Origin of the sequence: Streptomyces sp. NPDC008125 (assembly GCF_042957125.1) — a bacterium.
Taxonomy (GTDB): Bacteria; Actinomycetota; Actinomycetes; order Streptomycetales; family Streptomycetaceae; genus Streptomyces.
The window spans coordinates 444,930-469,658 of sequence record NZ_JBIBHR010000002.1; the positions used below are offsets into that span (position 1 = coordinate 444,930).

The 24,729-nt window shown below is 71.3% G+C and carries 24 protein-coding genes and 1 pseudogene; 10 read left to right on the forward strand and 15 right to left on the reverse strand.

What is annotated here, in order from left to right; all coding sequences use genetic code 11:
- Positions 1-80 precede the first annotated feature (80 nt).
- The 3 genes from ACFZAX_RS04685 to ACFZAX_RS04695 all read right to left on the reverse strand — a co-directional run bounded on the left by ACFZAX_RS04685 (position 81) and on the right by ACFZAX_RS04695 (position 2,552).
- On the reverse strand, positions 81-668 hold the full coding sequence (locus ACFZAX_RS04685; protein ID WP_390959056.1) for a phosphatase PAP2 family protein: 588 nt from the start codon (positions 666-668) through the stop codon (positions 81-83).
- Between the two features lie 68 nt (positions 669-736).
- Positions 737-1,843 (reverse strand): YhjD/YihY/BrkB family envelope integrity protein, encoded by a 1,107-nt coding sequence (locus tag ACFZAX_RS04690; protein WP_390959057.1) that lies wholly within the window; start codon positions 1,841-1,843, stop codon positions 737-739.
- A 172-nt stretch (positions 1,844-2,015) separates the two neighbouring features.
- A complete protein-coding gene (locus ACFZAX_RS04695; RefSeq protein ID WP_390959059.1) occupies positions 2,016-2,552 on the reverse strand; it encodes a hypothetical protein in 537 nt (178 codons plus the stop codon).
- 214 nt (positions 2,553-2,766) lie between these two features.
- On the opposite strand from ACFZAX_RS04695, the gene ACFZAX_RS04700 reads away from it, so the two are divergent.
- Positions 2,767-3,174: an HIT domain-containing protein gene (locus ACFZAX_RS04700; RefSeq protein ID WP_390959061.1), complete on the forward strand. Its 408-nt coding sequence runs from the start codon at positions 2,767-2,769 to the stop codon at positions 3,172-3,174.
- Between the two features lie 160 nt (positions 3,175-3,334).
- Here ACFZAX_RS04700 and ACFZAX_RS04705 read toward each other — a convergent pair whose 3' ends face one another.
- Positions 3,335-3,628 carry a cyclase family protein gene (locus ACFZAX_RS04705; RefSeq protein ID WP_390959245.1) on the reverse strand — a complete coding sequence of 98 codons (294 nt, stop codon included), beginning with the start codon at positions 3,626-3,628 and terminating at the stop codon, positions 3,335-3,337.
- Between the two features lie 104 nt (positions 3,629-3,732).
- Positions 3,733-4,110: a hypothetical protein gene (locus ACFZAX_RS04710; protein ID WP_390959062.1), complete on the reverse strand. Its 378-nt coding sequence runs from the start codon at positions 4,108-4,110 to the stop codon at positions 3,733-3,735.
- Between the two features lie 219 nt (positions 4,111-4,329).
- On the opposite strand from ACFZAX_RS04710, the gene ACFZAX_RS04715 reads away from it, so the two are divergent.
- Positions 4,330-5,019, forward strand: coding sequence for a GNAT family N-acetyltransferase (locus tag ACFZAX_RS04715; RefSeq protein WP_390959063.1), 690 nt, complete (start codon positions 4,330-4,332; stop codon positions 5,017-5,019).
- Positions 5,020-5,098: 79 nt separating this feature from the next.
- Here ACFZAX_RS04715 and ACFZAX_RS04720 read toward each other — a convergent pair whose 3' ends face one another.
- Both ACFZAX_RS04720 and ACFZAX_RS04725 read right to left on the reverse strand, forming a co-directional pair.
- Entirely contained in the window at positions 5,099-5,299 is a 201-nt protein-coding gene (locus ACFZAX_RS04720; RefSeq protein ID WP_390959065.1) for a DUF397 domain-containing protein, read from the reverse strand.
- A 5-nt stretch (positions 5,300-5,304) separates the two neighbouring features.
- Positions 5,305-6,186: a Scr1 family TA system antitoxin-like transcriptional regulator gene (locus tag ACFZAX_RS04725; protein WP_390959067.1), complete on the reverse strand. Its 882-nt coding sequence runs from the start codon at positions 6,184-6,186 to the stop codon at positions 5,305-5,307.
- A 253-nt stretch (positions 6,187-6,439) separates the two neighbouring features.
- On the opposite strand from ACFZAX_RS04725, the gene ACFZAX_RS04730 reads away from it, so the two are divergent.
- Positions 6,440-6,889 (forward strand): ATP-binding protein, encoded by a 450-nt coding sequence (locus ACFZAX_RS04730; protein WP_390959069.1) that lies wholly within the window; start codon positions 6,440-6,442, stop codon positions 6,887-6,889.
- Between the two features lie 101 nt (positions 6,890-6,990).
- Here ACFZAX_RS04730 and ACFZAX_RS04735 read toward each other — a convergent pair whose 3' ends face one another.
- From ACFZAX_RS04735 to pdhA, 3 genes are read right to left on the reverse strand one after another with little or no spacing between them, the layout of a single operon-like run.
- On the reverse strand, positions 6,991-8,478 hold the full coding sequence (locus ACFZAX_RS04735; protein ID WP_390959246.1) for a 2-oxo acid dehydrogenase subunit E2: 1,488 nt from the start codon (positions 8,476-8,478) through the stop codon (positions 6,991-6,993).
- Positions 8,479-8,495: 17 nt separating this feature from the next.
- Positions 8,496-9,476 carry a transketolase C-terminal domain-containing protein gene (locus ACFZAX_RS04740; protein WP_390959071.1) on the reverse strand — a complete coding sequence of 327 codons (981 nt, stop codon included), beginning with the start codon at positions 9,474-9,476 and terminating at the stop codon, positions 8,496-8,498.
- Positions 9,477-9,478: 2 nt separating this feature from the next.
- Positions 9,479-10,630 (reverse strand): pyruvate dehydrogenase (acetyl-transferring) E1 component subunit alpha, encoded by a 1,152-nt coding sequence (gene pdhA, locus ACFZAX_RS04745; RefSeq protein ID WP_390959073.1) that lies wholly within the window; start codon positions 10,628-10,630, stop codon positions 9,479-9,481.
- A 348-nt stretch (positions 10,631-10,978) separates the two neighbouring features.
- Here pdhA and ACFZAX_RS04750 point away from each other — a divergent pair, with 348 nt between their 5' ends.
- The 3 genes from ACFZAX_RS04750 to ACFZAX_RS04760 all read left to right on the forward strand — a co-directional run bounded on the left by ACFZAX_RS04750 (position 10,979) and on the right by ACFZAX_RS04760 (position 13,280).
- Complete coding sequence (locus ACFZAX_RS04750) at positions 10,979-11,641, forward strand: response regulator (protein WP_390959074.1); 663 nt, start codon at positions 10,979-10,981, stop codon at positions 11,639-11,641.
- 130 nt (positions 11,642-11,771) lie between these two features.
- Positions 11,772-12,197, forward strand: a complete 426-nt coding sequence (locus ACFZAX_RS04755; protein WP_390959076.1) for a pyridoxamine 5'-phosphate oxidase family protein — start codon at positions 11,772-11,774, stop codon at positions 12,195-12,197.
- Between the two features lie 66 nt (positions 12,198-12,263).
- Positions 12,264-13,280 (forward strand): phosphotransferase, encoded by a 1,017-nt coding sequence (locus ACFZAX_RS04760; RefSeq protein WP_390959247.1) that lies wholly within the window; start codon positions 12,264-12,266, stop codon positions 13,278-13,280.
- A gap of 58 nt (positions 13,281-13,338) precedes the next feature.
- Here ACFZAX_RS04760 and ACFZAX_RS04765 read toward each other — a convergent pair whose 3' ends face one another.
- Positions 13,339-14,958 (reverse strand): protein kinase, encoded by a 1,620-nt coding sequence (locus ACFZAX_RS04765; RefSeq protein WP_390959078.1) that lies wholly within the window; start codon positions 14,956-14,958, stop codon positions 13,339-13,341.
- A 429-nt stretch (positions 14,959-15,387) separates the two neighbouring features.
- On the opposite strand from ACFZAX_RS04765, the gene ACFZAX_RS04770 reads away from it, so the two are divergent.
- The 3 genes from ACFZAX_RS04770 to ACFZAX_RS04780 all read left to right on the forward strand — a co-directional run bounded on the left by ACFZAX_RS04770 (position 15,388) and on the right by ACFZAX_RS04780 (position 18,798).
- Positions 15,388-17,061 (forward strand): protein kinase, encoded by a 1,674-nt coding sequence (locus tag ACFZAX_RS04770; protein WP_390959080.1) that lies wholly within the window; start codon positions 15,388-15,390, stop codon positions 17,059-17,061.
- 295 nt (positions 17,062-17,356) lie between these two features.
- Positions 17,357-18,007 (forward strand): hypothetical protein, encoded by a 651-nt coding sequence (locus ACFZAX_RS04775; protein WP_390959082.1) that lies wholly within the window; start codon positions 17,357-17,359, stop codon positions 18,005-18,007.
- A 245-nt stretch (positions 18,008-18,252) separates the two neighbouring features.
- The gene (locus ACFZAX_RS04780) at positions 18,253-18,798 is read left to right on the forward strand and encodes a proteasome activator (protein ID WP_390959084.1); all 546 of its coding nucleotides are present in this window, start codon (positions 18,253-18,255) and stop codon (positions 18,796-18,798) included.
- A 199-nt stretch (positions 18,799-18,997) separates the two neighbouring features.
- Here ACFZAX_RS04780 and ACFZAX_RS04785 read toward each other — a convergent pair whose 3' ends face one another.
- Both ACFZAX_RS04785 and ACFZAX_RS04790 read right to left on the reverse strand, forming a co-directional pair.
- The gene (locus ACFZAX_RS04785) at positions 18,998-19,987 is read right to left on the reverse strand and encodes a zinc-binding dehydrogenase (protein WP_390959086.1); all 990 of its coding nucleotides are present in this window, start codon (positions 19,985-19,987) and stop codon (positions 18,998-19,000) included.
- A gap of 46 nt (positions 19,988-20,033) precedes the next feature.
- Positions 20,034-20,741: pseudogene (locus ACFZAX_RS04790) on the reverse strand (potassium channel family protein); the annotation flags it as partial.
- A 322-nt stretch (positions 20,742-21,063) separates the two neighbouring features.
- On the opposite strand from ACFZAX_RS04790, the gene ACFZAX_RS04795 reads away from it, so the two are divergent.
- Positions 21,064-22,143, forward strand: a complete 1,080-nt coding sequence (locus ACFZAX_RS04795) for an NAD-binding protein (RefSeq protein ID WP_390959249.1) — start codon at positions 21,064-21,066, stop codon at positions 22,141-22,143.
- A 174-nt stretch (positions 22,144-22,317) separates the two neighbouring features.
- Here the strand turns inward: ACFZAX_RS04795 and ACFZAX_RS04800 are convergent, their stop codons facing one another.
- Together ACFZAX_RS04800 and ACFZAX_RS04805 are read right to left on the reverse strand one after the other, a co-directional pair.
- Entirely contained in the window at positions 22,318-23,841 is a 1,524-nt protein-coding gene (locus ACFZAX_RS04800; protein ID WP_390959088.1) for a molybdopterin-binding protein, read from the reverse strand.
- Entirely contained in the window at positions 23,838-24,713 is an 876-nt protein-coding gene (locus ACFZAX_RS04805) for a DUF6457 domain-containing protein (protein ID WP_390959089.1), read from the reverse strand. Before ACFZAX_RS04805 ends, ACFZAX_RS04800 begins: the two co-directional genes overlap by 4 nt.
- Between the last annotated feature and the right edge of the window lie 16 nt (positions 24,714-24,729).

Genomic DNA, 24,729 nt, shown 5'->3' on the forward strand with positions numbered 1-24,729 from the left:
TGTCATGAATGGGTCGCATCGCGGGTACCCCGGGCGGAACGCCGTATGCGCGTGCCGCCCGTCGCGGTCGCCGTCCCCGTTCAGAGCAGCCTGCGCCACCAGAGCTTCGGAGCGCGGTGGACCAGCCAGGCGCTCGCCAGGCCGAGGGCGGCGCCCACGGCCACATCGCTCGGGTAGTGCGCCCCGGACTGCACCCGCTCGACCGCCACCGCCGCTGCCGGTACGGCGCAGAACGCCCCCACGACCGGGGAGACGGCGGCGACTCCGGCGGTGAACCCGACGGCGGCGGCGGTGTGGCCCGAGGGGAACGACGAGCTGTCGGGCCGGTCGTGGACGCCGTCGTGCGGGATCAGCTCGGCTGGCGGCCTCCGGCGCTCGTAGAGCTGCTTGCCCACACCGTTGGAGAGGAGTTCCGCGAGCCCCATGGCGGCCAGTCCACAGGCCGCCGCCTTCCGCTGCCGGCCGCCGCCGACGGCGACCATGATCCCGGCGGCGGCCCACCACAGCTTGGTGCGCTCGGCCGCCGACTCCACGGCGGGCAGCACCTCCCGCGTCACCGGCGACCGCCGGCGCGCCACCCAGTGGGTCAGCAGCCGGTCCCCCCGCCGCAGCGCGTCCATCCCGCTCAGGCGGCTCCAGTCCGTACCGTCGTCCGCTGTCCTGTACACCGGTGCCCCGTCCCTCTCCCGTGCGTCCAGGGGTCCCGGCCGGGTCGGCCGGGGCCCGGGTCATGGATTCAGCCGAGCCGTCGACGGTCCTCGTCGGACCACTTGGAGGTGTCGCGCGGTTCGACGTACGGCTCCTCGGTCACGGGAAGGCCACCGACGATGGCCCGCTCCCGGCTCAACTCGGCATCGAATTCGAGGCCGAGAAGCATCGCGAGGTTGGTGATCCACAACCACACCAGGAACACGATTACCCCGGCGAGGGTGCCGTACGTCTTGTTGTACGAGGCGAAGTTGGCGACGTACAGCGCGAACCCCGCCGAGGCGACCAGCCAGATCAGGAGCGCCAGGAAGCTGCCGGGGGTGATCCAGCGGAAGCCCCGGCCACGGGCGTTGGGCGCGGCCCAGTAGAGAATCGCGATCATCAGGATGACGAGCACGGCGAGTACGGGCCACTTCGCGATCGACCACACCGTCAGCGCGGTGTCCCCGACGCCGAGCGTCTCGCCCGCACGGCGGGCGAGCGGGCCGGTGAAGACGACGATCAGCGCGCTGATCACCGCCATCACCATCAGGACCACGGTCAGCACGAAGCGCAGCGGCAGCACCTTCCACACCGGGCGGCCCTCGGGCAGGTCGTAGACGGCGTTGGAGGAACGGATGAACGCCGCGACGTAGCCGGAGGCCGACCAGACCGCCAGCACCAGGCCCACGACGGCCATGACCGACCCGACGCCGCCGTTGTTCTGCAGCTGCTCCACGGCGTCGGTCAGCATGTCGCGGGCCGGACCGGGCGCGAGCTTCTTCAGGTTGTCCATGACCTTCTGGGTGGTCGACTCCCCGGCAAGGCCGAGGATCGAGACCAGCACCAGCAGGGCCGGGAAGAGCGCGAGGATGCCGTAGTAGGTCAGGGCGGCCGCCCGGTCGGTCAGCTCGTCGTCCTTGAACTCCCTGCCCGTCCGCTTCAGCACCGCCCCCCACGACCGCTTGGGCATGCCGGTCGGGCTGTCGGGGGCGTTGGCCTCCACCTCCGGGCCGGGGCCCACATCCTCGGGCTCGGACGCGCGCTTTCGCGAGGACGCCTCCGCGTCCTGGTCCCTGCCGGCGAGGTGGTGTCCCGCGAGGTGGTGCCCGCCGGGTTCTTCCTGGTCATCGGGTGATTCGGGGGTCGGTGCCATGCATCACGAGTAACCCCGTCGCAGAATCGGAAACGGCCCTGCCCCCGCACCGGTGAGGCGACCGGCCATCCGGCCCAGCCCGTACGGGCGACAGGGGGCGTGGCCGGGAGGCGGACGGGCCAACCGCGCCCCGCGTGTGGTCGGCGTGATGCCGGGCCGGGGTCGCCCGGGATCAGTCGTCGGCTGCCACGAGCAGGGTGAGCACGGCTCCGGGGCGGTCGATCAGGACCAGTTCGTAGGAGTCGATGTGGAGCGGGCCGTAGTCGTGCAAAGCGTCTCTGGGGAGCTGCCCCAGCAGGTACCGGGTGGTCGCCGTGCGGATCGGGCCGTAGACGTCCTCCCTCAGGCGCGTGGCGAGTTCCTCCGGGAGGTCGCCGTGCTGGGCCGCCCAGGCGTGGACGAGACCGACCGCAGTCGCGTCGTCCACCACCGCGTAGGTGTCGGGGGTGATGCGGTCGAGCCACCACTGGCCGTGCCGGGGCCGGTCCTGCACGCCCGGGTCCTGGACGCCCGCTCCGTCGTACGTGTCCCGGAACCGGGGATGCGCGATCAGGGCCGCCAGCACCTCCCGGTCGTCGGGCGCCTCGGCGGGCAGCCGGAAACGCTTGATGTCGACCCCGCGGTACCCGTGGCCGCCCTCGGCGAAGTCGAAATGGCGGAAGTTGACGAAGGGGCTGTCCGAGTGGACGAGGGTCGGTACCGGTTCCATGCCCATCACCGTAGAGCGCGCCGCCCCAGGAGCGAACCGGGTCGGAGTGGGGCGGTGGAAGAGAAGGGGCGGTGGAAGGGAGGGGGCGGTGGAAGAGGAGGGGCGAGCAGCCTCCCCACTCCCTGCAGCTCACCGCTGGTCCGCGCTCGTACCGGACACCGTCCAACAGATCGCCGGGCGGGCCTCCTCGGTCGCGTCTGCCAGGGTCGGACCCATGAACTGTGTCTTCTGCGCCCTCGTCGAGGCCGGCTCGGCCCGGTGGGTCGCTCGCGGGCCGGTGGCCTCCGCCTTCGCCCCGCTCGCACCGATAGCCCCTGGCCACACCCTGGTCGTCCCGAGCTCCCACTTCGCCGACCTCTTCGACACCCCGCCGGAGGTCCTCACCGAGACGGTGGCGCTGGTGCGGCGGGTCGCCGACACGATGCGGTCGGCGCTGCGGGCCGACGGGGTCAACGTCCTCAACGCCGGCGGCCCCGGTTCGGAGCAGTCCGTGCCCCACCTGCACTTCCACGTGATCCCCCGGTGGCACGACGACGGCTTCTCGACCTGGCCCACCGGCCGTTCGCAGCACCAGGTCCAGGGCGACCCGATCGCGCGGCTCGCCTCGGCCGTCGCCGGGTGACCGCCGTCCGTCACTCCTTCCGTCACACCTTCCGGGTCAGAGGATCGCCGGCGGATGGACCGGGATGCCGGTCCATCCGTGGATACGCGGGGGCACCACCGGGAGCGGAAACGCGTACGGTTCAACTCCGCACGGAAAGCCGCAGGTTCATCCGGATCCGTCACGTCGAGCAGGGGCATGCCCAGCAGGGGCAGCGCGACGCGGTGCAGTGGTCCGGGCACGGCGGGGTCAAGCGGCGGATACGCGTCGCCGAGGTCACCGGTGTACCGGGACACCCCGCGCCGGCGCATCCACCGCACCACGTCCAGGCTGATGCCCGGCATCGGCTTCTCCGGGTCGATGACGCAGACCACCCGCAGCGCACCACCAGGGCGTCCCCGGACTCCAGCCGTACACCCTGGCGGGCCTCGGCCGCCTCAAGGTTCTCCGAGGTGATCGGGTGCCCGGCGGGCAGCGGACCTGGTCACCAGCCTTACGACCGCTCGCGGGAGCGCCTCGGGTGTCCTGCGTCGAGTGCTGGACCGGCACGTCCGCACGGGTGCCTGCGGGAACCGCACCTCACTCCGGCAGGCAGGAGCGAAACCGCAGGAGCAGTTCCTGTGCGGCAGGGCTCTCCCCGTCGAAGTTCTGGGCTCGTTGCCCGGCAGGAAGATCCGGCCCCCACATCCGGGCACCGTGACAGCGGAAGCAGAACGCGATCTCGAAGAGCTGATCGGCGGAGTCGTACGCACGGATTCCCCAGCCCGGGAGGAAGCAGCGGTGCAGCTCACCGCCCGGCAGACCGGCGATCAGAGACAGGACCTGCTGGGCTTGGTCGCCCTCCCAGAAAGCGGCAGTGTCGCCCGCCAGGTCCTTCGAAGTGAGGTGCCTGGCGGGATCGGTGATACGGACGACCTCGATGAGCTCGGTCTTCCCACGGGTGAGCGGCAGCAGCATTCCGGGACTCTCCGATCACGGCCCTTCGATCAGGGATTGACGCAGACCCTGGAGTTCACGTCCCACCCTACCGACGGCGGTTGCACCGGAGATCCCGGTTTAGAGCCTCGGTTCGCGGGATTCGCCCCTCCCGGAAGCCCCACGACGCCCTGGGGCAACGGACGACGGGAGCCGGTGGGCTCGCCCCTCCGCCGATCGAGGTCGTGCTCTAATCACCCGATGACGAACACCGCATCAGACCTGATACGACGCTGGCTGAACGGCTGGTCCGTGGCGCGCTCCCTGCCCGAGGCCGAGCCGGTCGGGTCCGCCGGGGACGGCGACGGCCTGCGGTCCGAGTGCGGCCAACGCAGCCGCGAGGCGGAGGTGTTCGCGCTGCGCGCCGACGAAGAGCCCGAATCCGTGTCGCGGCTGGCGGACGTCGTCGCCGCCGCAGGGCAGTCCACCTGGCTCACGGTGCCCACGTCCCACCCGGACGCCGTCGAGGCCCTCGTCACCGCCGCCGGACTCGTGGTGCTCCAGCGATCGGAGTGGCTCATGACGACCGACCTGACGACGCACCCGCAGCACGCGCCCACGGAGCCGTACGAGCGCGAGATCCGCACGGAGGGACCGGTCACGGTCGTCACCCTCCGCACACCCTCCGGAGAGCCGGCGGCGAACGGCACCATCGCCGTGGTCGGCGCCGATGCGATCGCCGATCGCATCGAGACGTACGCGGCACACCAGCGACGCGGCCTGGGCAGCGCCGTGATGAGCGCACTGGCGGAAGCCGCCGTGGCCCAAGGCGCGCGTACCGGCCTCCTCATCGCCAGCGAGGAAGGCCAGCGTCTCTACTCCTCCCTCGGCTGGCGCCACGAGGCCGACGTCCTGATCGCCCGGGGGCCGGTGGCTCCCGCCGATCGGTAGGACTGACGCACGCCGGCGGGTCCGCCCTTACGCACGGGGCCCGCCCAGGGCGTCGGAGCTGTCCCGGACGGCCGCTCGATCAGGACGCGGAGGTCTCCGCGCGGCACAACTCGGCGCTGAAGGCCGCCCAGGCTGCGGGCGCGACGACGAGGACGGGGCCGTGGGGGCGCTTGGAGTCGCGCACGGCTACGGAGCCGGGGACGTTGCGGGCGACCTCGACGCACTCCTGGCCGTTGTTCCCGCCGGTGTAGCTGGATGTCACGAACTCGTATGCGGGCACGCGTTCTACAGCTCCTTGAGGATTCCAGCGATGAGTCTGACCGAGTTGTTCTGGTCGAGCCCGAGACGAACCATGCGGTCGAAGAGCCTGCCGTGACGGTCAGCATCAGTATCGCTCTCAAGCCAGAGCGTTGACGAGGTGGTATCCATGTGAACCACGTCCAGAGCGCCCGGCTCGGCGAACGACACGATGGTGAAGGCGCTTGTCAGGCCCGGATGCGCCCCAGCCATGTAGGGCATCACCTGCAGTTTCACGTTCGGTTGGCGCGCAAGGTCAACCAAGTGCGCGAGCTGCTCTCGCATTACCTCTCGCCCGCCCACCATCTGCCGCAGCGCTCCCTCGTGCACCACAGCCCAAAGCTCAAGCGGACGTTCACCACCGAGCCGAGCCTGCCGGACCATCCGGGACTCGACAAACGGTTCGATCTCGTCCGGGTCCTCCCACGACCCGTTGCCTACCGCGAGTGCCCTGGCATAGTCGGGCGTCTGAAGCAGGCCTGGCACCATCGACAGTTGCCATGTACGCAGGCTGGTGGCGATGTCTTCCAACGCGACGTACTCGACCATGGCCCCGAGCCCCGGGTACTGATTCCACCAGCCACTCGCTCTACGCCGCTCGCGGTCCGCCTTCGCAAGCGCCAGCATCCGCGCGATCACAGTGGCGTCGTCCTCGCCGTACAGGTGGCAAAGCGCTCTGACATCCGGATCCCGGATCGGCACCAGCCCTCGTTCGATCTTCGCCACCTTGGCGACCGAAGCCGTCAGCGCTTCTGCGGCATGTGACTGGCGCAAAGAGCGCGCTTCCCGCAACCGCAGCAACTCACCGCCGAGGCGCCGACCGAGCACGGTCGAGACCGTCCGCCCCCGGTCCGGGCTGGTACCTGCCATATCGAGCTCCTCCCCGTCCCCGCGACTCGCCTCAGTGTGTAACTCAGCTTCTTCGAACACCAAATTGGGGCAGAAATTTCTCTGCCTAAGCGACTTGCTGCCCGATCACCTTAACCACTACCGTCTGTATCACACCGCTCGCACAGCGAAGCCAATCGGCGGAAGTGCACCGTCCTGCCCCTGCGCCGGAGACGTACCGGCCCGGTCGCCGGCGCGGTATCGCCACCGCCCGTTTCCACGGAGGTACGTGTCCATGACGCCCGCCCAGGAAATCCCCGCCCCCGAACCCGTTCTCCGCGAGGACGTGCTCAGTTACACGCCCACGCCCGCCGGCGTCAGGCTCAGCCGCCGCCGGGCCGCGCGGCTCGTCGCGGAGTGGGGGCATGACCGGCTGGCCGACGACGTGGCGTTGATGGTCAGCGAGTTGACCACCAACGCGGTGCTGCACGGCGGAGTAAAGGGCCGCCTCTTCCGGGTACGCCTCCTGCTCACCGCGACCACCTTGCGGATCGAGGTCAGTGACGCGCGGGCGGAGCGGCTGCCGGACACCCGCAAGCCCGTGGACACCGACTGTTTCGGGCGGGGACTGCTGATCGTGGCGAACCTCGCCGACAAGTGGGGCATCGAGCGCCGCACGGTCGGCAAGACGGTGTTCGCCGAGGTGTCCCTCGCAGGAAAGACCGGGCCTCTCTTCCTCCCCTGACTCCGCGTACCGCCGGGCCGCGCCGCCTCCCGCCCCCGGAAACGGAAAGCGGGCCCGCACACTGCTGCGCGCGGGCCCACCCCTCGTACACGTACCGGCCGTCAGGCCCAGGTGATCAGGCGCTTCGGCTGCTCCAGGATCGCGGCGACGTCCGCCAGGAACCTCGAACCCAGCTCGCCGTCGATCAGACGGTGGTCGAACGACAGCGCCAGCGTGGTGACCTGACGGGGCTTCACCTTGCCCTTGTGGACCCACGGCTGGAGCTTGATCGAGCCGACCGCGAGGATCGCGGACTCCCCCGGGTTGAGGATGGGCGTGCCGGTGTCGACTCCGAAGACACCCACGTTGGTGATGGTGAGCGTGCCGCCCGCCATCGCCGCCGGGGAGGTCTTGCCCTCACGGGCGGTGACGACCAGATCGCCGAGCGCGGAGGCGAGTTCGGGCAGGGTCTTGTCCTGCGCGTCCTTGATGTTCGGCACGATCAGTCCGCGCGGGGTGGCGGCGGCGATGCCCAGGTTCACGTAGTGCTTCTGGACGATCTCCTGATTCGCCTCGTCCCAGGCCGCGTTGACGCCCGGGTTCCGCTTGACCGCGACGAGCAGGGCCTTCGCGATGAGGAGCAGCGGGTTGACCCGGACCCCGGCGAGGTCCTTGTCCTCCTTCAGCTCCGCGACGAGCTTCATCGTCCGGGTGATGTCGACCGTGACGAACTCGGTGACGTGCGGCGCGGTGAAGGCGCTGGTGACCATCGCCTGCGCGATGGCCTTCCGTACCCCCTTGACCGGGATACGGGTCTCCCGCGCACCCGGCACCGGAGCGACCGGCTGCGGCGCCGATGCCGGAGCGGTGTCGTACGGCGCGTTCTCGTCGAGCGACTCCGCCGCCGCGGCCCGGACCGCGGCCGTGCCGTTGACGGACACGGGGGCCGGGGCGGTGGCCGCAGGGGCCGGAGCGGCGGCGGCGTGCACGTCGTCGCGGGTGATGACACCGTCCGGGCCGGTCGGGGTGACCGCCGCCAGGTCGATGCCGAGGTCCTTCGCGAGCTTACGGACCGGGGGCTTGGCGAGCGGACGGCTCTTCGCCACCGCCTGCGCGGCTGCGGTGCCCTGGCCGTTCAGCTCGCCCTGGACCGCCTGGACCGCGGCAGCCGCCGGCTGCTGGGCGCCCTTGCGGGGGCGGCGCTTGGTGGAGCTCTCGGAGACGCCGTAACCGACCAGCACGGACTGGCGGCCCTTGGGCTCCTCCTCCGGGGCGGGGGCCGGGGCAGGCGCGGCAGCGGGCTCCGCCGGAGCGGTCACCGCCTCCTGAGCGGGCGCGTCGGCGGCCGAACCGGGCGCCACGTCCACCGCGATGATCACCTGGCCCACGTCGACCGTGGTGCCCTCGGGGAAGCGCAGCTCGTGCACCACCCCGTCGAACGGGATGGGCAGCTCCACGGCGGCCTTCGCGGTCTCGACCTCGCAGACGACCTGGCCGTCGGTGACGGTGTCGCCGGGCTGGACGAACCACTTGAGGATCTCCGCCTCGGTGAGGCCCTCGCCCACGTCGGGCATCTTGAACTCACGGAAACGGACCGATGTGTCGGTCATCGTCACGACCCCTCTCCTCAGTACGCCAGCGAGCGGTCGACGGCGTCGAGCACCCGGTCGAGACCCGGCAGGTACTCGTCCTCCAGCCGGGCCGGCGGGTACGGCACGTGGTAGCCACCGACACGCAGGACCGGTGCTTCGAGATGGTAGAAGCTGCGCTCGGTGATCCGGGCGGCGATCTCCGCGCCGGAGCCGTAGAAGACCGGGGCCTCGTGCACGACGACCAGCCGCCCGGTCTTCTCGACCGAGGTCTGGATGGCGTCGAAGTCGATCGGGGACATCGACCGCAGGTCCAGGACCTCGACCGACTTGCCCTCCTCGGCGGCAGCCGCGGCGGCCTCCAGGCAGACCTTCACCATCGGCCCGTACGCGACGAGCGTGAGGTCGCTGCCCTCGCGGACCGTGACGGCACGGTGCAGCGGGACCGGGATGGCCTCGGTGTCGACCTCGCCCTTGTCCCAGTAACGCCGCTTCGGCTCGAAGAAGATGATCGGATCGTCGCTCTGGAGAGCCTGCTGCATCATCCAGTAGGCGTCGTGCGCGTTCGACGGCGAGACGACCTTCAGACCGGAGACGTGCGCGAACAGCGCCTCGGGCGACTCGCTGTGGTGCTCGACCGCGCCGATGCCGCCGCCGTAGGGGATGCGGATCACGACGGGCAGCTTGATCTTGCCGAGCGAACGGGCGCGCATCTTCGCGAGCTGCGTGACGATCTGGTCGTACGCGGGGAACACGAAGCCGTCGAACTGGATCTCGACGACGGGCCGGTAGCCGCGCAGGGCCAGACCGATCGCCGTTCCGACGATGCCGGACTCGGCGAGCGGGGTGTCGATCACCCGTCCCTCGCCGAAGTCCTTCTGGAGCCCGTCGGTGATCCGGAAGACGCCGCCGAGCTTGCCGACGTCCTCACCCATGATCAGGACCTTGGGATCGGTGTCGAGTGCATGGCGAAGCGACTCGTTGAGCGCCTTCGCGATGGACATCTTTTCCGCGGCCACGGTCAGTTCCCCTCCTCGACGAACGATGCCTGGTAGGCGATGAACTCGGCCCGCTCCTCGTCGACGAGCGAGGAGCCGTCGGCGTAGACGTGGTCGAACATCGCCATGGAACCGGGGTCCGGCATGGCGCGGACGGCCTCACGCACTCCCTTGCCGAGGGCCTCGCTCTCCGCCTCCAGGGCGGTGAAGAAGGCCTCGTCCGCGAACTTCTGCTTCTCCATGTACGTGCGCAGCCGCAGGATCGGGTCCTTCGCCTCCCACGCGGCGCGCTCCTCGTCGGCCCGGTACTTCGTCGGGTCGTCGGAGGTGGTGTGCGCGCCCATGCGGTAGGTGAACGCCTCCACGAGGGTGGGGCCCTCACCGCTGCGGGCCCGCTCCAGCGAAGCCTTGGTCACCGCGAGGCAGGCGAGCACGTCGTTGCCGTCGACCCGGACGCCGGGGAAGCCGTAACCCTGGGCGCGCTGGTAGAGCGGCACGCGGGTCTGGCGCGCGGTGGGCTCGGAGATCGCCCACTGGTTGTTCTGGCAGAAGAACACCACGGGGGCGTTGTAGACAGCGGCGTAGGTGAACGCCTCGGCCACGTCGCCCTGGCTGGTGGCGCCGTCACCGAAGTACGCGACCACGGCGGAGTCACCGCCGTCCTTGGCGACACCCATGGCATAGCCGGTGGCGTGCAGGGTCTGCGAGCCGATGACCAGCGTGTACAGGTGGAAGTTGTTGGTGGCCGGGTCCCAGCCGCCGTGGTTCACACCGCGGAACAGGCCGAGCAGGTTCGTCGGGTCCACGCCCCGGCACCAGGCGACACCGTGCTCGCGGTAGGTGGGGAAGACGTAGTCGTCGTCGCGCAGCGCCCGGCCGGAGCCGATCTGCGCGGCCTCCTGGCCCAGCAGCGAGGCCCACAGGCCCAGCTCGCCCTGACGCTGCAGGGCGGTCGCCTCGGAGTCGAAACGACGGGTCAGCACCATGTCCCGGTACAGCCCGCGCAGCTCCTCGGGGGAGATGTCGATGCTGTAGTCGGGGTGCTCCACCCGCTCGCCCTCGGGCGTCAGGAGCTGTACGAGCTGAGGCTCGGAACTCTGCGGTGCCTTCGCGGCGCTGGTGCGCCTGCTGCTACTGCGTCGCGGCTTACGCGCGGCAGTGCTCTCCACGGTCACGTGCGTGCTCCTCCGTCGGTCCGGACCCCGGGGTCTGCCGGGATACCAGTGCGGCTCGCCTGTGTCCGGACCCGTGCACGGGGTGGGTGCCGCTCGGCCGGGAACAGGCGTGACAGGTGCCCCGGCGAGCGCCCTGTCACAGGCACGTTACCCAGTGGGTCGCATATACGCGAAACCCTCTCTGACCTGCGATTTTGCTTGGATTTCCAAGTAAATCGCGGAAAACCCGAACTCTCGCTGGTCACAGCACTGGTAACAGCCTCGCAGGCAGCCGGAACAACGGCACGTTATCCCGGGGGACCGGCGCAGGGAAGGGCGGAGCGGAGCGGAGTGTGTGAGACTGCGAATGTGTCCGAAGATGGAAAAATCACCGTATTTCTACTCGACGACCACGAGGTAGTACGCCGGGGCGTCCACGACCTGCTCGCGGTGGAGGACGACATCGAGGTCGTCGGCGAGGCCGGGACCGCCGCCGACGCCCTGGTCCGCATCCCCGCCACCCGCCCGGACGTGGCGGTGCTGGACGTGCGACTGCCCGACGGCAGCGGGGTGGAGGTGTGCCGGGAGATCCGCTCCCGGAACGAGAACATCAAATGCCTGATGCTGACCTCGTACGCCGACGACGAGGCCCTCTTCGACGCGATCATGGCCGGTGCCTCGGGATACGTACTGAAGGCGATCCGCGGCAACGAACTGCTCGGCGCGGTACGCGACGTGGCGGCCGGCAAGTCGCTGCTGGACCCCGCGGCCACCGCCCGCGTGCTGGCCCGGCTCCGCGACGGCAAGGACAGCAAGGGCGACGACAAGCTCGCCAACCTCACCGACCAGGAACGCAAGATCCTCGACCTGATCGGCGAGGGGCTCACCAACCGGGTCATCGGCGAGCGCCTGCACCTCGCGGAGAAGACGATCAAGAACTACGTCTCCAGCCTCCTGTCGAAGCTCGGCATGGAGCGCCGCTCGCAGGCCGCCGCGTACGTCGCCCGGATCCAGGCCGAGGGCGAGCGCTGAGGAACCGGCACCGAGGGACCACCACCGGGACCGGGACCGGCCGGACCGAACCGGACCGGGGACCTTCGTCCCGGTGCCCCGGGGCCCCGGACCCTTACGGACGCGCCGGGCCGCATCGGACAGTGGAGGAATGTCTCCAGAGGAATCGCAGGCCATCGCGTTGCTGTACCGGGTCCCGTACGGCCGGCTGGCGACCAGCAGGCATGCCCTCCCGCTGCTGGCCCCCGCCCGCCACATCGTCCACGACGGGCACCTCGTGCTGCGCATGCACGGCGGACTCGGCCACCACGAGGCCTGCGACGGCAGCGTCGTCGCCTACGGAGCCGACAACCTGAACACCGCCGCCCCGGGCGACCGGGACCTGTGGGCCGTGCAGTTCACCGGCACCGCCGAGCTCCTCGAACCCTCCCGCGCCCAGCGCGCCCGATTCGGCGCCCTGCCCGCCGAAGTCGACGGCGAGACCTTCGCTCCGGTCTACCTCCGGCTGCGTCCGCAGTTCGCCTCGGTGCACACTCTGGGCTGGAATTCAAGTCCGCATCCGGGGCACGTGGGGTGATCTACCATCTGGTAAGTGCCGCGCTCATATGTAACCCACCCTCCCCAGCCTCCGGTCGGCGAGGTCATGCGCCGCTATCCCGCGGTCGGTGAACCGCTCGCCTGCGAGCCGATCACCAAGGGCCTGCTCAACCACGGATACCGCGTCTCCACCACGCGCGGCGCGTACTTCCTCAAGCACCACCTCGACAAGCAGCACCTCGACGACGCCACCGGCGAACGCTCCCTCATCGCCCGACAGCACCGCGCCACCATGCGCCTCCAGTCGATCGGCGTCCCCGTCGCACCCCCGCTCGCCGACGCCGACGGCGAGACCGTCACCGTCATCGACGGCCACTGCTTCGCCCTGCACCCCTGGGTCGACGGCCGCCACCGCATCGGCGCCCAGCTGACCCCCGACCAGTCCCAGCGTCTCGGGGCGCTCCTCGGAGCCGTACACACCGGGCTCGAACAGGTCATGGGCCCCGGCGGTGGTACGCCGGCCACGCGACGCGGACACGGCAGCCCGGACCCGGCCGACACCTTCGCCCTGATCGACGAACTGCTCGACGCCGCCCGGGGCGTACGCCCCCGCGACACCCCGCTGGACGCCTTCGACGAACTCGCCGTACACCGGCTCGTCGAACGCCGGGCCCTGCTGGAACGCCACGCCCACCGCCGCCCGCCCACCCCCGTGGGCCCCGCCCACGGCTGGGTGCACGGCGACTTCCACCCGCTGAACCTGCTCTACCGGGGCAGCGACCCCGTCGCGATCGTCGACTGGGACCGGCTCGGCGTCCAGCCCCGCGCCGAGGAGGCGGTACGCGCCGCGGCGATCTTCTTCGTCCAGCCCGCCGGAAAACTCGAACTCGACAAGGTCAAGGCGTACGCCCGCGCCTACCGCGAGGCAGCCCGAGTCAGCTCGGCGGAGCTCGCCGCCGCGGTCCACCGGGTCTGGTGGGAGCGGCTCAACGACTTCTGGATACTGCGCTGGCGCTACGCCCTGGGAGACCGAAGGGCCGACCCGCAGTTCCCTGCGGTGTCGGCCCTGGTGGTGTGGTGGACCCGGGAGTACGAGGCGGTGAACGAGGCGTTCACGGGCTGAGCGCCCCGCACCGGGCGGGGCGCCCGACGGGTACCCGGAATCGGCCGGCGCGGGTCGGTCAGGGGATGAGCCCGTCCGCGCCGGCGGACTCGGCGGAGCCGGTGGGCTCGGTGGTGGTACCGGTGTCGCCCGTACCGCCCGCCGGGTCTCCGCCCGTACCGTCGTCCGTCGGGTCCGTCGTCGGCGCCGTGGACGTGTCGCCCGTCGGCTCCCCGGCGCCCCCGCCGTTCGACGTGGCGGGCGCCTCCGTGGTCGCGGTCGGCTTCGGGGTGTACGACTGCTGCGTCTCGGTCGGCGTCGGCGTCCAGGTCGGATCCTCGGACCACTGCGACTGCCCGCCCGAGGAATCCTCGGGCGCCTGCGACTCCTTGGTCGGCTCGTCGCTCGGCTCGGCCGAGGTCTCGTCCGGGGACGGCGAAGTCGTGGTGGTCTGCTCCACCTTCCCCTTGCCGGGGTCGTCGCCGCCCGCCGCGTTGACGGCGATCGCGATTCCGACGCCGATCGCTACGAGCGCGAGCACCGCGAAGAGCCACATCCTGCTCTTGCCACCGCCGTTGCCCTGGCCGCCGTTGTAACCGCCGTTGGTGTAACCGCCGTAGCCGCCGTCGTCCGGGTTCATCGGAGGCAGGATCGGCCCCTGCGAGGTGTCCCCGTGCGCCGCGTAGCCGCCGGCCCCCATCACCTGGGTGGACCCGGCGAAACCCTGCGACGGGGTGTGGCCGCCGTCGTACCCGGCGACCGGGCCGGTGTTCCACGTACCGGTGTGACCGCCCTGCACCTGGAGCATCTGCAGGCCGTACTGGACCAGCCCGCGCATCTCCTCCGCGCTCTGGAACCGGTCGTCCGGCTCCTTCGCGAGCGAGCGCATCACCAGACCGTCCAGCTCCGGCGGCACCCCGTCCGAGACCTCGGACGGCGGGACCGGAATGTCCTGGACGTGCTGGTACACCACGGAGAGCGGCGTCTCACCGGTGAACGGGGGCCGCAGCGCCAGCAGTTCGTACAGCAGACAGCCCGTCGCGTACAGGTCGGAGCGGTGGTCGACGGCCTTGCCGAGCGCCTGCTCCGGAGAGAGGTACTGCGGGGTGCCCATGACCATGCCGGTCTGCGTCATCGTCGACTGCGCGCCGTGCAGCGCGCGGGCGATGCCGAAGTCCATGACCTTGACCGCGCCGGAGTTGGTGATGATGACGTTCGCGGGCTTGATGTCCCGGTGCACGATGCCGTGCTGGTGCGAGTAGGCCAGCGCCTCCAGCACACCGGAGACGATGATGAGCGCCTGCTCGGGCGGCGGCGCCTCCGCGCTGATCAGCAGGTCGCGGATGGTGCGGCCCTCGACCAGCTCCATCACGATGTAGGGGACGGTCTGGCCGCCCACGACGTCCTCGCCGGAGTCGTACACGGCGACGATCGCGTGGTGGTTGAGCCCGGCCACCGACTGCGCCTCGCGAGTGAACCGCGCCTTGGAAACCGGGTCCTCGGCGAGATCGGAGCGGAGCAGCTTCACCGCGACGGTCCGTCCCAGACGGACGTCCTCCGCGGCGTAGACCTCCGCCATTCCGCCCCTGCCGAGGCGGTGGGTCATCCGGTAACGGCCGTCCCCGACGACGCCGCCGACGCCCCAGGAGTCGGTGCCATCCGAGACTCCGCCGCCGTTTGCTTCGGAATCGGGTGCCATCAGTCCTCGCCGTCGTATCTGTCCGCGCGTCCGCGGGTCCTCACGGTGCCTGGTTCCTGCCATCAGCCGCATGGACGGCTGTACTGCCACGCCACGCTACAGCCTCCGCCGCGCGCCTCGGTCCGGTGCGAAAGCGGTCATCCGATCGGCGGGCGTGGCGCACGCGCACATTCTGGGTGGTTCCTGTAACGCTTCCGAGACGGTTCGTGTGGTCAGGGTCACGGAACCGGCACCTGGCTTGACGTGTCCCACCCCTCGGGCAGACTTGGCACGTAGTACGGATCTTCGCGGATTCCGGGGGCCCGGCGCCCTCTGTTCACCGAAGATTCGGTTCGCCGAAGCCTCGGTCGCCGAAGCTCCGGAACAGATTTCCGCGATTGCCGCGACATCGGGGTGACGCGCCATCGGCGCGCCGAGGGGGAGCACGTCATGAGCCAGGACGGTTCGCAGGGCCGCTATGCGGGCGGAGCCGTCGCCGGCGGCCGGTACCAGCTCCGTGATCTGCTCGGCGAAGGCGGCATGGCCTCCGTCTACCTCGCCTACGACGCGGCGCTCGACCGCCAGGTGGCGATCAAGACGCTGCACACCGAACTCGGACGCGAACAGTCCTTCCGCGAACGGTTCCGCCGCGAGGCCCAGGCCGTCGCGAAGCTCCAGCACACCAACATCGTCTCCGTCTTCGACACCGGCGAGGACGAACTCGGCGGCGCCCTGATGCCGTACATCGTCATGGAGTACGTGGAGGGCCTGCCGCTCGGCTCGGTGCTGCGCCAGGACATCGCCACCCAGGGCGCGATGCCCGCCGACAAGGCCCTCAAGGTGACCGCCGACGTGCTGGCCGCCCTGGAGACCAGCCACGAGATGGGGCTCGTCCACCGCGACATCAAGCCCGGCAACGTCATGGTCACCAAGCGCGGCGTCGTCAAGGTCATGGACTTCGGCATCGCCCGAGCCATGCAGTCCGGCGTCACCTCGATGACCCAGACCGGCATGGTCGTCGGCACACCCCAGTACCTCTCCCCCGAGCAGGCCCTCGGCCGCGGCGTGGACGCCCGCTCCGACCTCTACTCGGTCGGCATCATGCTCTTCCAGCTGCTCACCGGGCGCCTCCCCTTCGACGCGGAGTCGCCGCTCGCCATCGCGTACGCGCACGTGCAGGAGCAGCCGCCCGTCCCGTCCACGATCAACCGGGCGGTCACCCCCGCGGTGGACGCGCTCGTCGCCCGCGCGCTCCGGAAGAACCCGAACGAACGCTTCCCCAGCGCCGCCGCGATGCGCGACGAGATCTTCCGGGTACTGAACGCCTCGGGCCAGGCCGCCGCCCCGGTGATCGTCGCCCAGGGCCCCACCAACAGCGGTTCGGGCGTCGGCGCGACGGTCTTCCCGCCGGTCGACCAGCAGGCCGCGCCCGGCCCGTACGGCGTCCAGACCCCGTACCCGGCGCACCCGCACCACCAGCAGCCCGGCCCGTACGGAGCCCCGACCCCGGTGCCGAGCTACGGCTACCCGCAGTCCGCTCCTCCGGCGTACCAGCAGACCCCGCCGCCGTACGCGGTGGCGCAGACCTCCCCGGCCGCCGGACCGCTGGGCCACGGCGGCACGGGCTCCGGGAGTACGGGCATCGGGGCGACGGGCATCGGGGGCGGCGACGGCAGATCCCGGCGGAACCCGGTGGTCATGGGCTCGGTCGCCGTCGTCGGCATCGTCGTCCTCGGCGTGGTGGCGACGCTCCTGCTCAGCGGTGGCGACGGCGACGACCCGACGCCCGGGCCCACCGACGCCTCCGGCAGCAGCGCACCGGCGATCGCCGGGGAGCACAAGGGCCCCGAGCGCAACCGGACCATGGACACCCAGGACTGCACGGACCCGAACACGGACGTCCGCGACACCGAGAAGGTCGCCGCGCCGGACTTCGTCTACAAGGACCTGCTGTCCGCGAAGGCCTGCGCCGACGCCGCCGGGTGGACCCTCAAGGTGATCGAGGAGCCCGGCAACACCTACGCCGAGGACCAGGTCGTCAAGCAGTTCCCGACCGCCGGTACGGCCATCGATCCGGTCAACGCCCACATCGAGCTGAGCGTCTCCACGGGGGACCCTTCCTGAGTCGGCCTCCCTGAGTCGGCCTCCCTGGGTCGACCTCCCTGGGTCGGATGCCCGCTCCGCGCTCCATCGACCGGGCCGGGCCGGCCGTCCGTGCGTGGGCCGGGCCGGCCGTCCGTGCGTGGACCGGATCGGCCGTTCGGGTGGGAGGCGGGTCCGCCGTCACCGTGGCGGATGACATCCCCCCATCCGGGATGCCGGGAATGTGCGGGCGTGTGACGCTGATCCCATGGCTCCAGGTCCTCCTCCCCCGCGGTCTCCGTGGACGTCGAGGCCGGTCGTCTCCCTCCTGCTCGCCATGACCGCCGCGCTGGGCCCGGCAGCCGGCGCAGCCGCCTCCCCGTCTCCCCGTACGAGCGCCGCAGCGCCCTCGGGCACCGACTTCCCGGCGGTGGACCCCACCTTCTCCGGCGCTCCGGGGACGCACCTCCCCCACCGGGTCCTTCCCTCGCCGGTCGCGTCGCCGTCGCCGTTCTCCCCGTCCCCGCCGGATGCCTCACCCCCCAGGATCGCCCCCGCTCCGGCAGGACAGGCCGCGCTCACGCTTCCGGCCACCACCCCGCCCGTCGTCCCGCCGCCCCTCACCCCGTCCCTCACTCCGCCTCTCGACCCGTCCGCCACACCGTTCGCCACGCCCTCCCAGAATGAGCAGCCGTTCGCCGGGCGGCCCGCGGGGGAGGGCCGCGTGCGCCCCGGCCGGTCGCTGTCGCCCCAGGAACTCGCCGAGGCCATCGCCGCCCTGGAGAACGAGGAGACCCCGGCCCCCCCGTCCGCCCCCGCCTCCGACGCGCTGCCCTTCCCCTCCTCGGAGCCCGTCCCGACCACGCGCCCGCACGCGCTGGGCGCCCGCGCGACCGAAGGGCTCCGTAGCCTCTCCCTGGGCAGCGGAATCGCCCTGGCCGGTATCGGACTGGCCTTCCTCGGAGCCCGGATGCGCCGCGCGGACTGATGGGCGCCGCGCGGACTGATGGGCGCCGCGCGGACTCGATGTGCGCCGCGCGGACTGCGCCGTGTGGGCCGAGGGGACAGACGGTACGTACGGGGCGGAACGGGATCCGCGTCCGGCCCGGCGCCCGCAGATACCGGGGACATCCCGGGGGACCGATCACGCATTCAGGTACGTAGGGGACGGTGGATCAAGCTCAACAAGGGGCACCACCCTTCTGTACGGCGCATGTGCGAGACAATGGCGGCATGGAGATGCCGAGGAATGACCGGTCGCAGGAGCACCCCCAGGTCCTCGTCGTAGGACAGGACGGAATGGCTGTCGGCGGCGGTGCCAGTGGCGACGAGTCCCGCGAGGTCCCAGTGACGGAGATGGTCGAACAGCCCGCGAAGGTCATGCGCATCGGCAGCATGATCAAGCAGCTCCTGGAGGAGGTCAGAGCGGCACCTCTCGACGAGGCGAGCCGCGTCCGGCTCAAGGAGATCCACGCCAGCTCCGTGAAGGAGCTGGAGGACGGCCTCGCGCCCGAGCTGGTGGAGGAGCTGGAACGCCTCTCGCTGCCCTTCACGGAGGAGTCGGTCCCCTCGGAGGCCGAGTTGCGGATCGCGCAGGCCCAGCTGGTGGGCTGGCTGGAGGGCCTGTTCCACGGCATCCAGACCGCCCTGTTCGCCCAGCAGATGGCAGCCCGCGCCCAGCTGGAGCAGATGCGGCGCGCCCTGCCCCCCGGTTCCGGCGACGAGGAAGGGCCCGCCGGAGACCCGCACGGAGCGCTCCGCTCCGGCCCGTACCTGTAGGCCCGGACCTCACCGGACAACGCGACCACACACAGAGCCCGGAAGAGCCCGGCCCCCACACCATCGGGTGTGCGGGCCGGGCTCTCGTCATGAGCTCCGGGCTTCTCGGTCTCGCGGTCGGATCTGGTGCGCGCGGTCAGGCCCGATCCGCGCGGTCAGGCCTGGTTTGCGCGGTCAGGCCTGGTTTGCGCGGTCAGGCCTAGTTCGCGGCGGGTGCCAGGAGCAGCACCTTGCCGATGTGCGCGCTGGACTCCATCACCCGGTGCGCCTCGGCGGCCTCGGCCATCGGCACCGTACGGTCCACGATCGGGCGGACCACTCCGGCCTCGATCAGCGGCCAGACGTGCTCACGCACCGCCGCCACGATCGCCGCCTTCTCGGCGAGCGGGCGGCCCCGGAGCGACGTCGCGGTGACGGCGGCCCGCTTGGTCAGCAGGGCGCCCAGGTTCAGTTCGGCCTTCGCGCCGCCCTGGAGACCGATGATGGCGAGCCGTCCGTTGGTCGCGAGTGCCTCGACGTTCTTCGCCAGGTACTTCGCGCCGACGATGTCGAGGATGACGTCCGCGCCCGCTCCGTCCGTCGCCTTGCGGATCTCCTCCACGAAGTCCTGCTCGCGGTAGTTGATCAGGATGTCCGCGCCGAGCTCCGCGCAGCTCGCCAGCTTCTCCGCGCTGCCCGCGGTCACCGCGACCCGGGCGCCGACCGCCTTGGCCAGCTGGATCGCCATGGTGCCGATGCCGCTGGAACCGCCGTGCACGAGCAGGGTCTCGCCAGGGCGCAGGTGGGCCACCATGAAGACGTTGGACCAGACGGTCGACGTCACCTCGGGAAGCGCCGCCGCGGACACCGCGTCGAGCCCCGCGGGCACCGGCAGCAGCTGCCCGGACGGCACCGCGACCTTCTCCGCGTACCCACCGCCGGCGAGGAGCGCGCAGACCTCGTCACCCACCGCCCAGCCGCTCACCCCGGGGCCCAGCGCGGCGACGCGCCCCGCGCATTCGAGCCCCGGATACACGGGGGCGCCGGGCGGCGGCTCGTAGAAGCCCTGGCGCTGCATGACATCGGCGCGGTTCACCGCGCTGGAGAGCACCTCCACGAGGACTTCGCCCTCGCCGGGTACGGGATCTGGCGCCTCGGTCCATACGAGCGCCTCGGGGCCACCGGGTTCCGGGATCGTGATCGCATACATGGCGGCGAGGCTACTCCGTACCTGCCCGTTACGGCCGTTACAGCCGTTACATCCGCTGCGGCCCCTGGGGCGGTCGGTTCGGGATCAACGGAGAGGGCAGCGGCGAGGCACGCACGACCACCACCACCCGGTCCGTCATCTGCAAGGGGCTCGCGGCGGGATCGTCGTAACTGAGCATCCGGTGACCCCGCACCACGTTCACCACCAGGTCGTCGGTCTCCCGGACGCTCCGTCCCACCTCGCTCTTCATGACCGGCCGCTCGATGAGATCCAGGCCGCTGCCGTGCTGGATGAGATCCTCCAGCACCGTGCCCGCGCTGGGACTGAGCGCCGAGAGACCCAGCAGACGGCCGGCCGCGCTGGCACTGGTGATGACGGCGTCCGCACCGGACTGCCGGAGCAACGGGGCGTTCTCCTCCTCGCGCACCGCAGCGACGATCTTCGCGCTCTGGTTCAACTGCCGTGCCGTCAGCGCCACCAGGACGGCGGTGTCGTCGCGCTGGGTGGCAATGATGATCTGACGCGCCTTCTGGACCTCTGCCCGCAGGAGTACCTCGCTGCGCGTGGCGTCACCCTGCACCCCGGTGAACCCCTGGGCGTTGACCGCGTCGACCACCTTGCCGGACGGATCGACGATGACGATCCGGTCCTTCCGCTGGCCGGTCGCGCAGAGCGTCTGCACGGCCGAACGGCCCTTCGTACCGAAACCGACGACCACACTGTGATCACGCACGTTGCTTCTCCAGCGATTCAGCGATTCAGCGATTCAGCGATTCAGCGATGCAGGAACTCGGTTGCTCGGGCGTCCGGGTGTGCGGCGGGCTGCCCCGACCGGTGGGCTGCGCGGTACGGCGCAGCTCTCAGGGTACGGAAGGACGAGGGACCCAACCGCCGCACGGAACCCTTTACGCTTCTCTCCGCCGGTGACGGTGCACGACTGGTGGAGACACGGCACGTGCGACGCACTTCGGCCACCGTCCCCGTCGTCGATCCACGACCATGGGCCACGACGTGACCACCTGCCCGCCGCCGCCAGAGGACATGCCTTGAAGGACGAGAACCAACCAGCAGCCAGGATGGGCAGGTTCTCCATCCTGCGGACCCTCTGGCACCGCTCGCGCTCGGACGCACGGGAGGACGCCGAGGCCAGCCGCGCCATCACCATGCCGACGCAGGGCGCGCTGCCGCCGCTCCAACAGGTGCTCCGCCGTCTGGCGATGGCGCTGCTGGTGCTGGCGGTCACGGTGGTGATCGTCTGGTCCGACCGCGCCGGCTACAACGACACCTCTGACAGCAGCGTCGACCTGCTCGACGCGGTCTACTACGCGACCGTCACCCTCTCCACCACCGGTTACGGCGACATCACCCCGGTCAGCGACGGCGCCCGCCTCATCAACGTCCTGGTCATCACACCCCTTCGGGTGCTTTTCCTGATCATCCTGGTCGGCACCACCCTCGAAGTCCTCACCGAGCGGACCCGTCAGCAGGTACGCATCCACCGGTGGCGCTCCCGCACCCGCGACCACGTCGTGGTGGTCGGCTACGGCACCAAGGGCCGTCATGCCATCGAGTCGTTGATCTCCACAGGCATCACCAAGGACAAGATCGTCGTGGTCGACCCGCAGCAGAAGGCCGCACACGCGGCCGGCGACGACGGGCTGGTGGCCGTGGTCGGCGACGCCACGCGCTCCGAGACGCTGCTCAAGGCAGAGGTGCCGACCGCCAGCCGGGTCATCATCGCCCCTCAGCGCGACGAGACGGCCACCCTGATCACCCTGACCGCCCGCCAGCTCAACAAGCACGCCACCATCGTCGTCGCGGTCCGCGAGGACGAGAACGTCCCGCTGCTCAAGCAGAGCGGCGCCGACACCGTGGTCACCAGCTCCAGTTCGGCCGGCCGCCTGCTCGGGGTCTCCATGGCCAGCCCGCCCGTGGCCAGGACCCTCGAGGACCTGATGACCCACGGCAGTGGGCTGGACCTCGGTGAACGCGCGGTGACCGAGGAGGAGATCGGCCGCCCGCCCCGCGCCTGCGCCGATCTGATCGTCGCAGTGCTCCGCAACAGGAGGCTGCTCGACTACACGGACCCCACGCTCACCAGCCTCCGGCGCGAGGACCGTCTCATCACCATCAGCCGTTCGGGCCCGGCCCACTGAGCCCCTGTCCGGCCTCATGAAGGGGCCCGCGCGTTCCACGTGAAACACCCGAACGGCGCCGTCCCGCGACCGTTTCACGTGAAACGGTCGCGGGACGTACCCGGGGCGTCACCCAGGACGTCACCCGGGGCGCGTCCCGGGGCGCGTCCCGGGATACGCCCCGGGATACGCCCCCTAAGCCCAGGACAGATCCAGGATCTCCACCTCGGTACCGGGCCTCACTCCGCCCGGCGGCACGACCGCCATACCGTCGGCGGTAGCGATCCCCCGCAGCATCGCGGGGCCGTTGTAGCGCAGCGGTACCGCGTGGTCCCGGATCGCTCCGTGCCCGGCCCGATGCACCACGGGCACGAGCCGGGTGTCGTGCGGGTGCCCCTGTACCTCCTCCTGCACGGGTGCCCGGTACGGCTCCTGCTCGACGCGCCCCGCGAGCCCGCCGAGCAGGGGAAGGGCGAGCGTGAGAAGCCCGGAGACCGCCGCGAGCGGGTTGCCCGGCAGCCCTACCAGCCACGGCCCGTCCGGCGCCAGCCTGGCCAGCAGCATGGGGTGCCCCGGGCGTACCGCCACTCCGTCCACCACCAGTTCGGCACCGATCTCCGCGAGGATGGGGTGCACGTGGTCGACCGGACCGGCAGCCGTGCCGCCGGTCGTCAGCACCAGGTCCGCGGCGGTCGTGGTGAGCGCCTGCCGCAAGGCCGCCGGGTCGTCGCCCAGCCGACGCGGCTCGGCGACATCGGCGCCCGCAGCGTTCAGCCACGGGCCGAGCATGGGCCCGAGCGCGTCCCGGATGAATCCGCCGTGCGGGAGCCCCGAGGTGAGCAGCTCGTCACCGAGCACCAGGATCTCCACGCGGGGACGCGGTACGACGACGAGCGCGTCGTACCCGGCGGCAGCGGCCAGTCCGAGCACCGCAGGGGTCACCAGCGTTCCGGGCGACAGCAGTTGCTCGCCCGTCCGGCACTCCTGGGCACGAGGCCGGATGTCCTGGCCCGGAACGACCGCGCGCCGGGCGTGCAGCATCCCCTTGGCCTCGTCCACCTCCGCGTGCTCCGAGCGGATGACCGCCGTCGCCTCCACGGGCATGCGGGCCCCGGTGGCGATCCGTACCGCCTCGCCGTCCGGCAGCCGGCCGAGGCCGCCGTCCCCGGCGAGCAGCCCCGAGCCCCCGTGGAAGTGCCAGGGGCCCGGCCCGGTGACGGCCCAGCCGTCCATGGCCGAGGTGTCGAAGGACGGCAGGTCGGTCAGCGCCGCGAGCCCCTCGGCCAGCACATGGCCCAGAGAACGGTCGAGCGGCAGCCGGATCGCGGGATGCGTGCCCCTCCGCCCCGCGCGCACGGCCAGCGCACGGGCCCGCTCCCAGGTCGCGGCGGGGGAGCGGTGCGCGGGCGCACCCCCACGGACGGACTCTGCGGCTGCTGAGTCCTTGGCGGGTACGGACGGCTCCGGCGGCCCCTGAGCCGAGGGCTCTCGGCGCGAGGGTTCAGGCTGCGAGGAGGGCGAAGGCTCCTGCGGGGCAACCCGGTTGGCCAGGGCCAGGGCCTGTTCCACGGCCCGTTCGTCCTCCGCCGAGGAGGTCTTCCGTACGGGCACCGGGCAGTCGTCCAGCTCCGGAAGCACGAAGAAGTCCCCGGGGCCTCCCATGCCGGAGAGCCGCACGGTCGGGGCCTCCGCCGCCGGGAGCGGCTCCCGGCCGGTCACGAGGCTCCGGCTCCCTTGCCGTCGCCCGATTCCGCTTCCCAGCGCAGGGCGAGCGCGGTCGCCTTGCGGGCCGCCTCGGCCACGGCACGGGGGCCGTCGCCGGGTTCGGCGTTCGCGCTCGCCAGACCCGCCGCGTATCCGACGAGGAAGGTGGTGAGCGGGGCGGCGGGCCGCGCGACACCGTGCGCGGCGTCGCGCGCCAGGTCGAGCAGAAGATCGGTGTCGACGTCGAGTTCGAGGCCCAGTTCGGCCCTGACTGCGGTGATCCATTCGTCCAGCACGGCCTCATGCTCCCTGATGTGTGCCCTTGCCACCCTGATGTCGTCCCAAGTGTCGCAGTCGAAGGAGGCGAGGCCCGGTGTGGCCACGGCGGCCAGGTCGAGTTCGGCCGTCAGCAGGCGCAGCGGCAGTCCGCCGAGGCCTCCGTGTTCCGTCGCGAGCAGGGCGAGCTCGCGCCGCAGCGGTTCGGCACGGTAGACGGCGACCAGCGGCTGCCGTCGTCCGTCGGGGTCGATACACAGGGCGCCCTCCCGGCCGCCCTCCTCGGCGGCGGCCAGCAAGGTTCCGACGGTGGCGGCCCCGAGAAACGGCAGATCCGCCGAGAGCACCACGAGCCAGGGCGAGGCGGTCTCGCGCACGCCCGCGCCCAGCGCCGCCACCGGACCACCTCCCGCGGGCGCTTCGCGGGTCCAGATCACCGGCCTGACCGTGGGTCTGCGGGGCCCCACCACCACCGTGCTCGCGGCACCGGCGCACGCCGCGAGCACCCGGTCGAGCAGCGCCCGTCCCCCGACGCCGATCCCGGGCTTGTCGGCTCCCCCGAGCCGCCGGGCGGCCCCTCCGGCAAGAACGATGGCGTCATAGGCGGTCATGCGACGAGTATGGGTG

What these genes read in the sequence shown, in the direction of transcription:
- ACFZAX_RS04690 (WP_390959057.1), bottom strand. Translation starts at nt 1,843, where the DNA reads ATGGCACCGACCCCCGAATCACCCGATGACCAGGAAGAACCCGGCGGG.
- ACFZAX_RS04695 (WP_390959059.1), bottom strand. Translation starts at nt 2,552, where the DNA reads ATGGAACCGGTACCGACCCTCGTCCACTCGGACAGCCCCTTCGTCAAC.
- ACFZAX_RS04700 (WP_390959061.1), top strand. Translation starts at nt 2,767, where the DNA reads ATGAACTGTGTCTTCTGCGCCCTCGTCGAGGCCGGCTCGGCCCGGTGG.
- ACFZAX_RS04710 (WP_390959062.1), bottom strand. Translation starts at nt 4,110, where the DNA reads ATGCTGCTGCCGCTCACCCGTGGGAAGACCGAGCTCATCGAGGTCGTC.
- ACFZAX_RS04715 (WP_390959063.1), top strand. Translation starts at nt 4,330, where the DNA reads ATGACGAACACCGCATCAGACCTGATACGACGCTGGCTGAACGGCTGG.
- ACFZAX_RS04725 (WP_390959067.1), bottom strand. Translation starts at nt 6,186, where the DNA reads ATGGCAGGTACCAGCCCGGACCGGGGGCGGACGGTCTCGACCGTGCTC.
- ACFZAX_RS04730 (WP_390959069.1), top strand. Translation starts at nt 6,440, where the DNA reads ATGACGCCCGCCCAGGAAATCCCCGCCCCCGAACCCGTTCTCCGCGAG.
- ACFZAX_RS04735 (WP_390959246.1), bottom strand. Translation starts at nt 8,478, where the DNA reads ATGACCGACACATCGGTCCGTTTCCGTGAGTTCAAGATGCCCGACGTG.
- ACFZAX_RS04755 (WP_390959076.1), top strand. Translation starts at nt 11,772, where the DNA reads ATGTCTCCAGAGGAATCGCAGGCCATCGCGTTGCTGTACCGGGTCCCG.
- ACFZAX_RS04760 (WP_390959247.1), top strand. Translation starts at nt 12,264, where the DNA reads ATGCGCCGCTATCCCGCGGTCGGTGAACCGCTCGCCTGCGAGCCGATC.
- ACFZAX_RS04765 (WP_390959078.1), bottom strand. Translation starts at nt 14,958, where the DNA reads ATGGCACCCGATTCCGAAGCAAACGGCGGCGGAGTCTCGGATGGCACC.
- ACFZAX_RS04770 (WP_390959080.1), top strand. Translation starts at nt 15,388, where the DNA reads ATGAGCCAGGACGGTTCGCAGGGCCGCTATGCGGGCGGAGCCGTCGCC.
- ACFZAX_RS04775 (WP_390959082.1), top strand. Translation starts at nt 17,357, where the DNA reads ATGACCGCCGCGCTGGGCCCGGCAGCCGGCGCAGCCGCCTCCCCGTCT.
- ACFZAX_RS04780 (WP_390959084.1), top strand. Translation starts at nt 18,253, where the DNA reads ATGGAGATGCCGAGGAATGACCGGTCGCAGGAGCACCCCCAGGTCCTC.
- ACFZAX_RS04785 (WP_390959086.1), bottom strand. Translation starts at nt 19,987, where the DNA reads ATGTATGCGATCACGATCCCGGAACCCGGTGGCCCCGAGGCGCTCGTA.
- ACFZAX_RS04795 (WP_390959249.1), top strand. Translation starts at nt 21,064, where the DNA reads ATGGGCAGGTTCTCCATCCTGCGGACCCTCTGGCACCGCTCGCGCTCG.
- ACFZAX_RS04805 (WP_390959089.1), bottom strand. Translation starts at nt 24,713, where the DNA reads ATGACCGCCTATGACGCCATCGTTCTTGCCGGAGGGGCCGCCCGGCGG.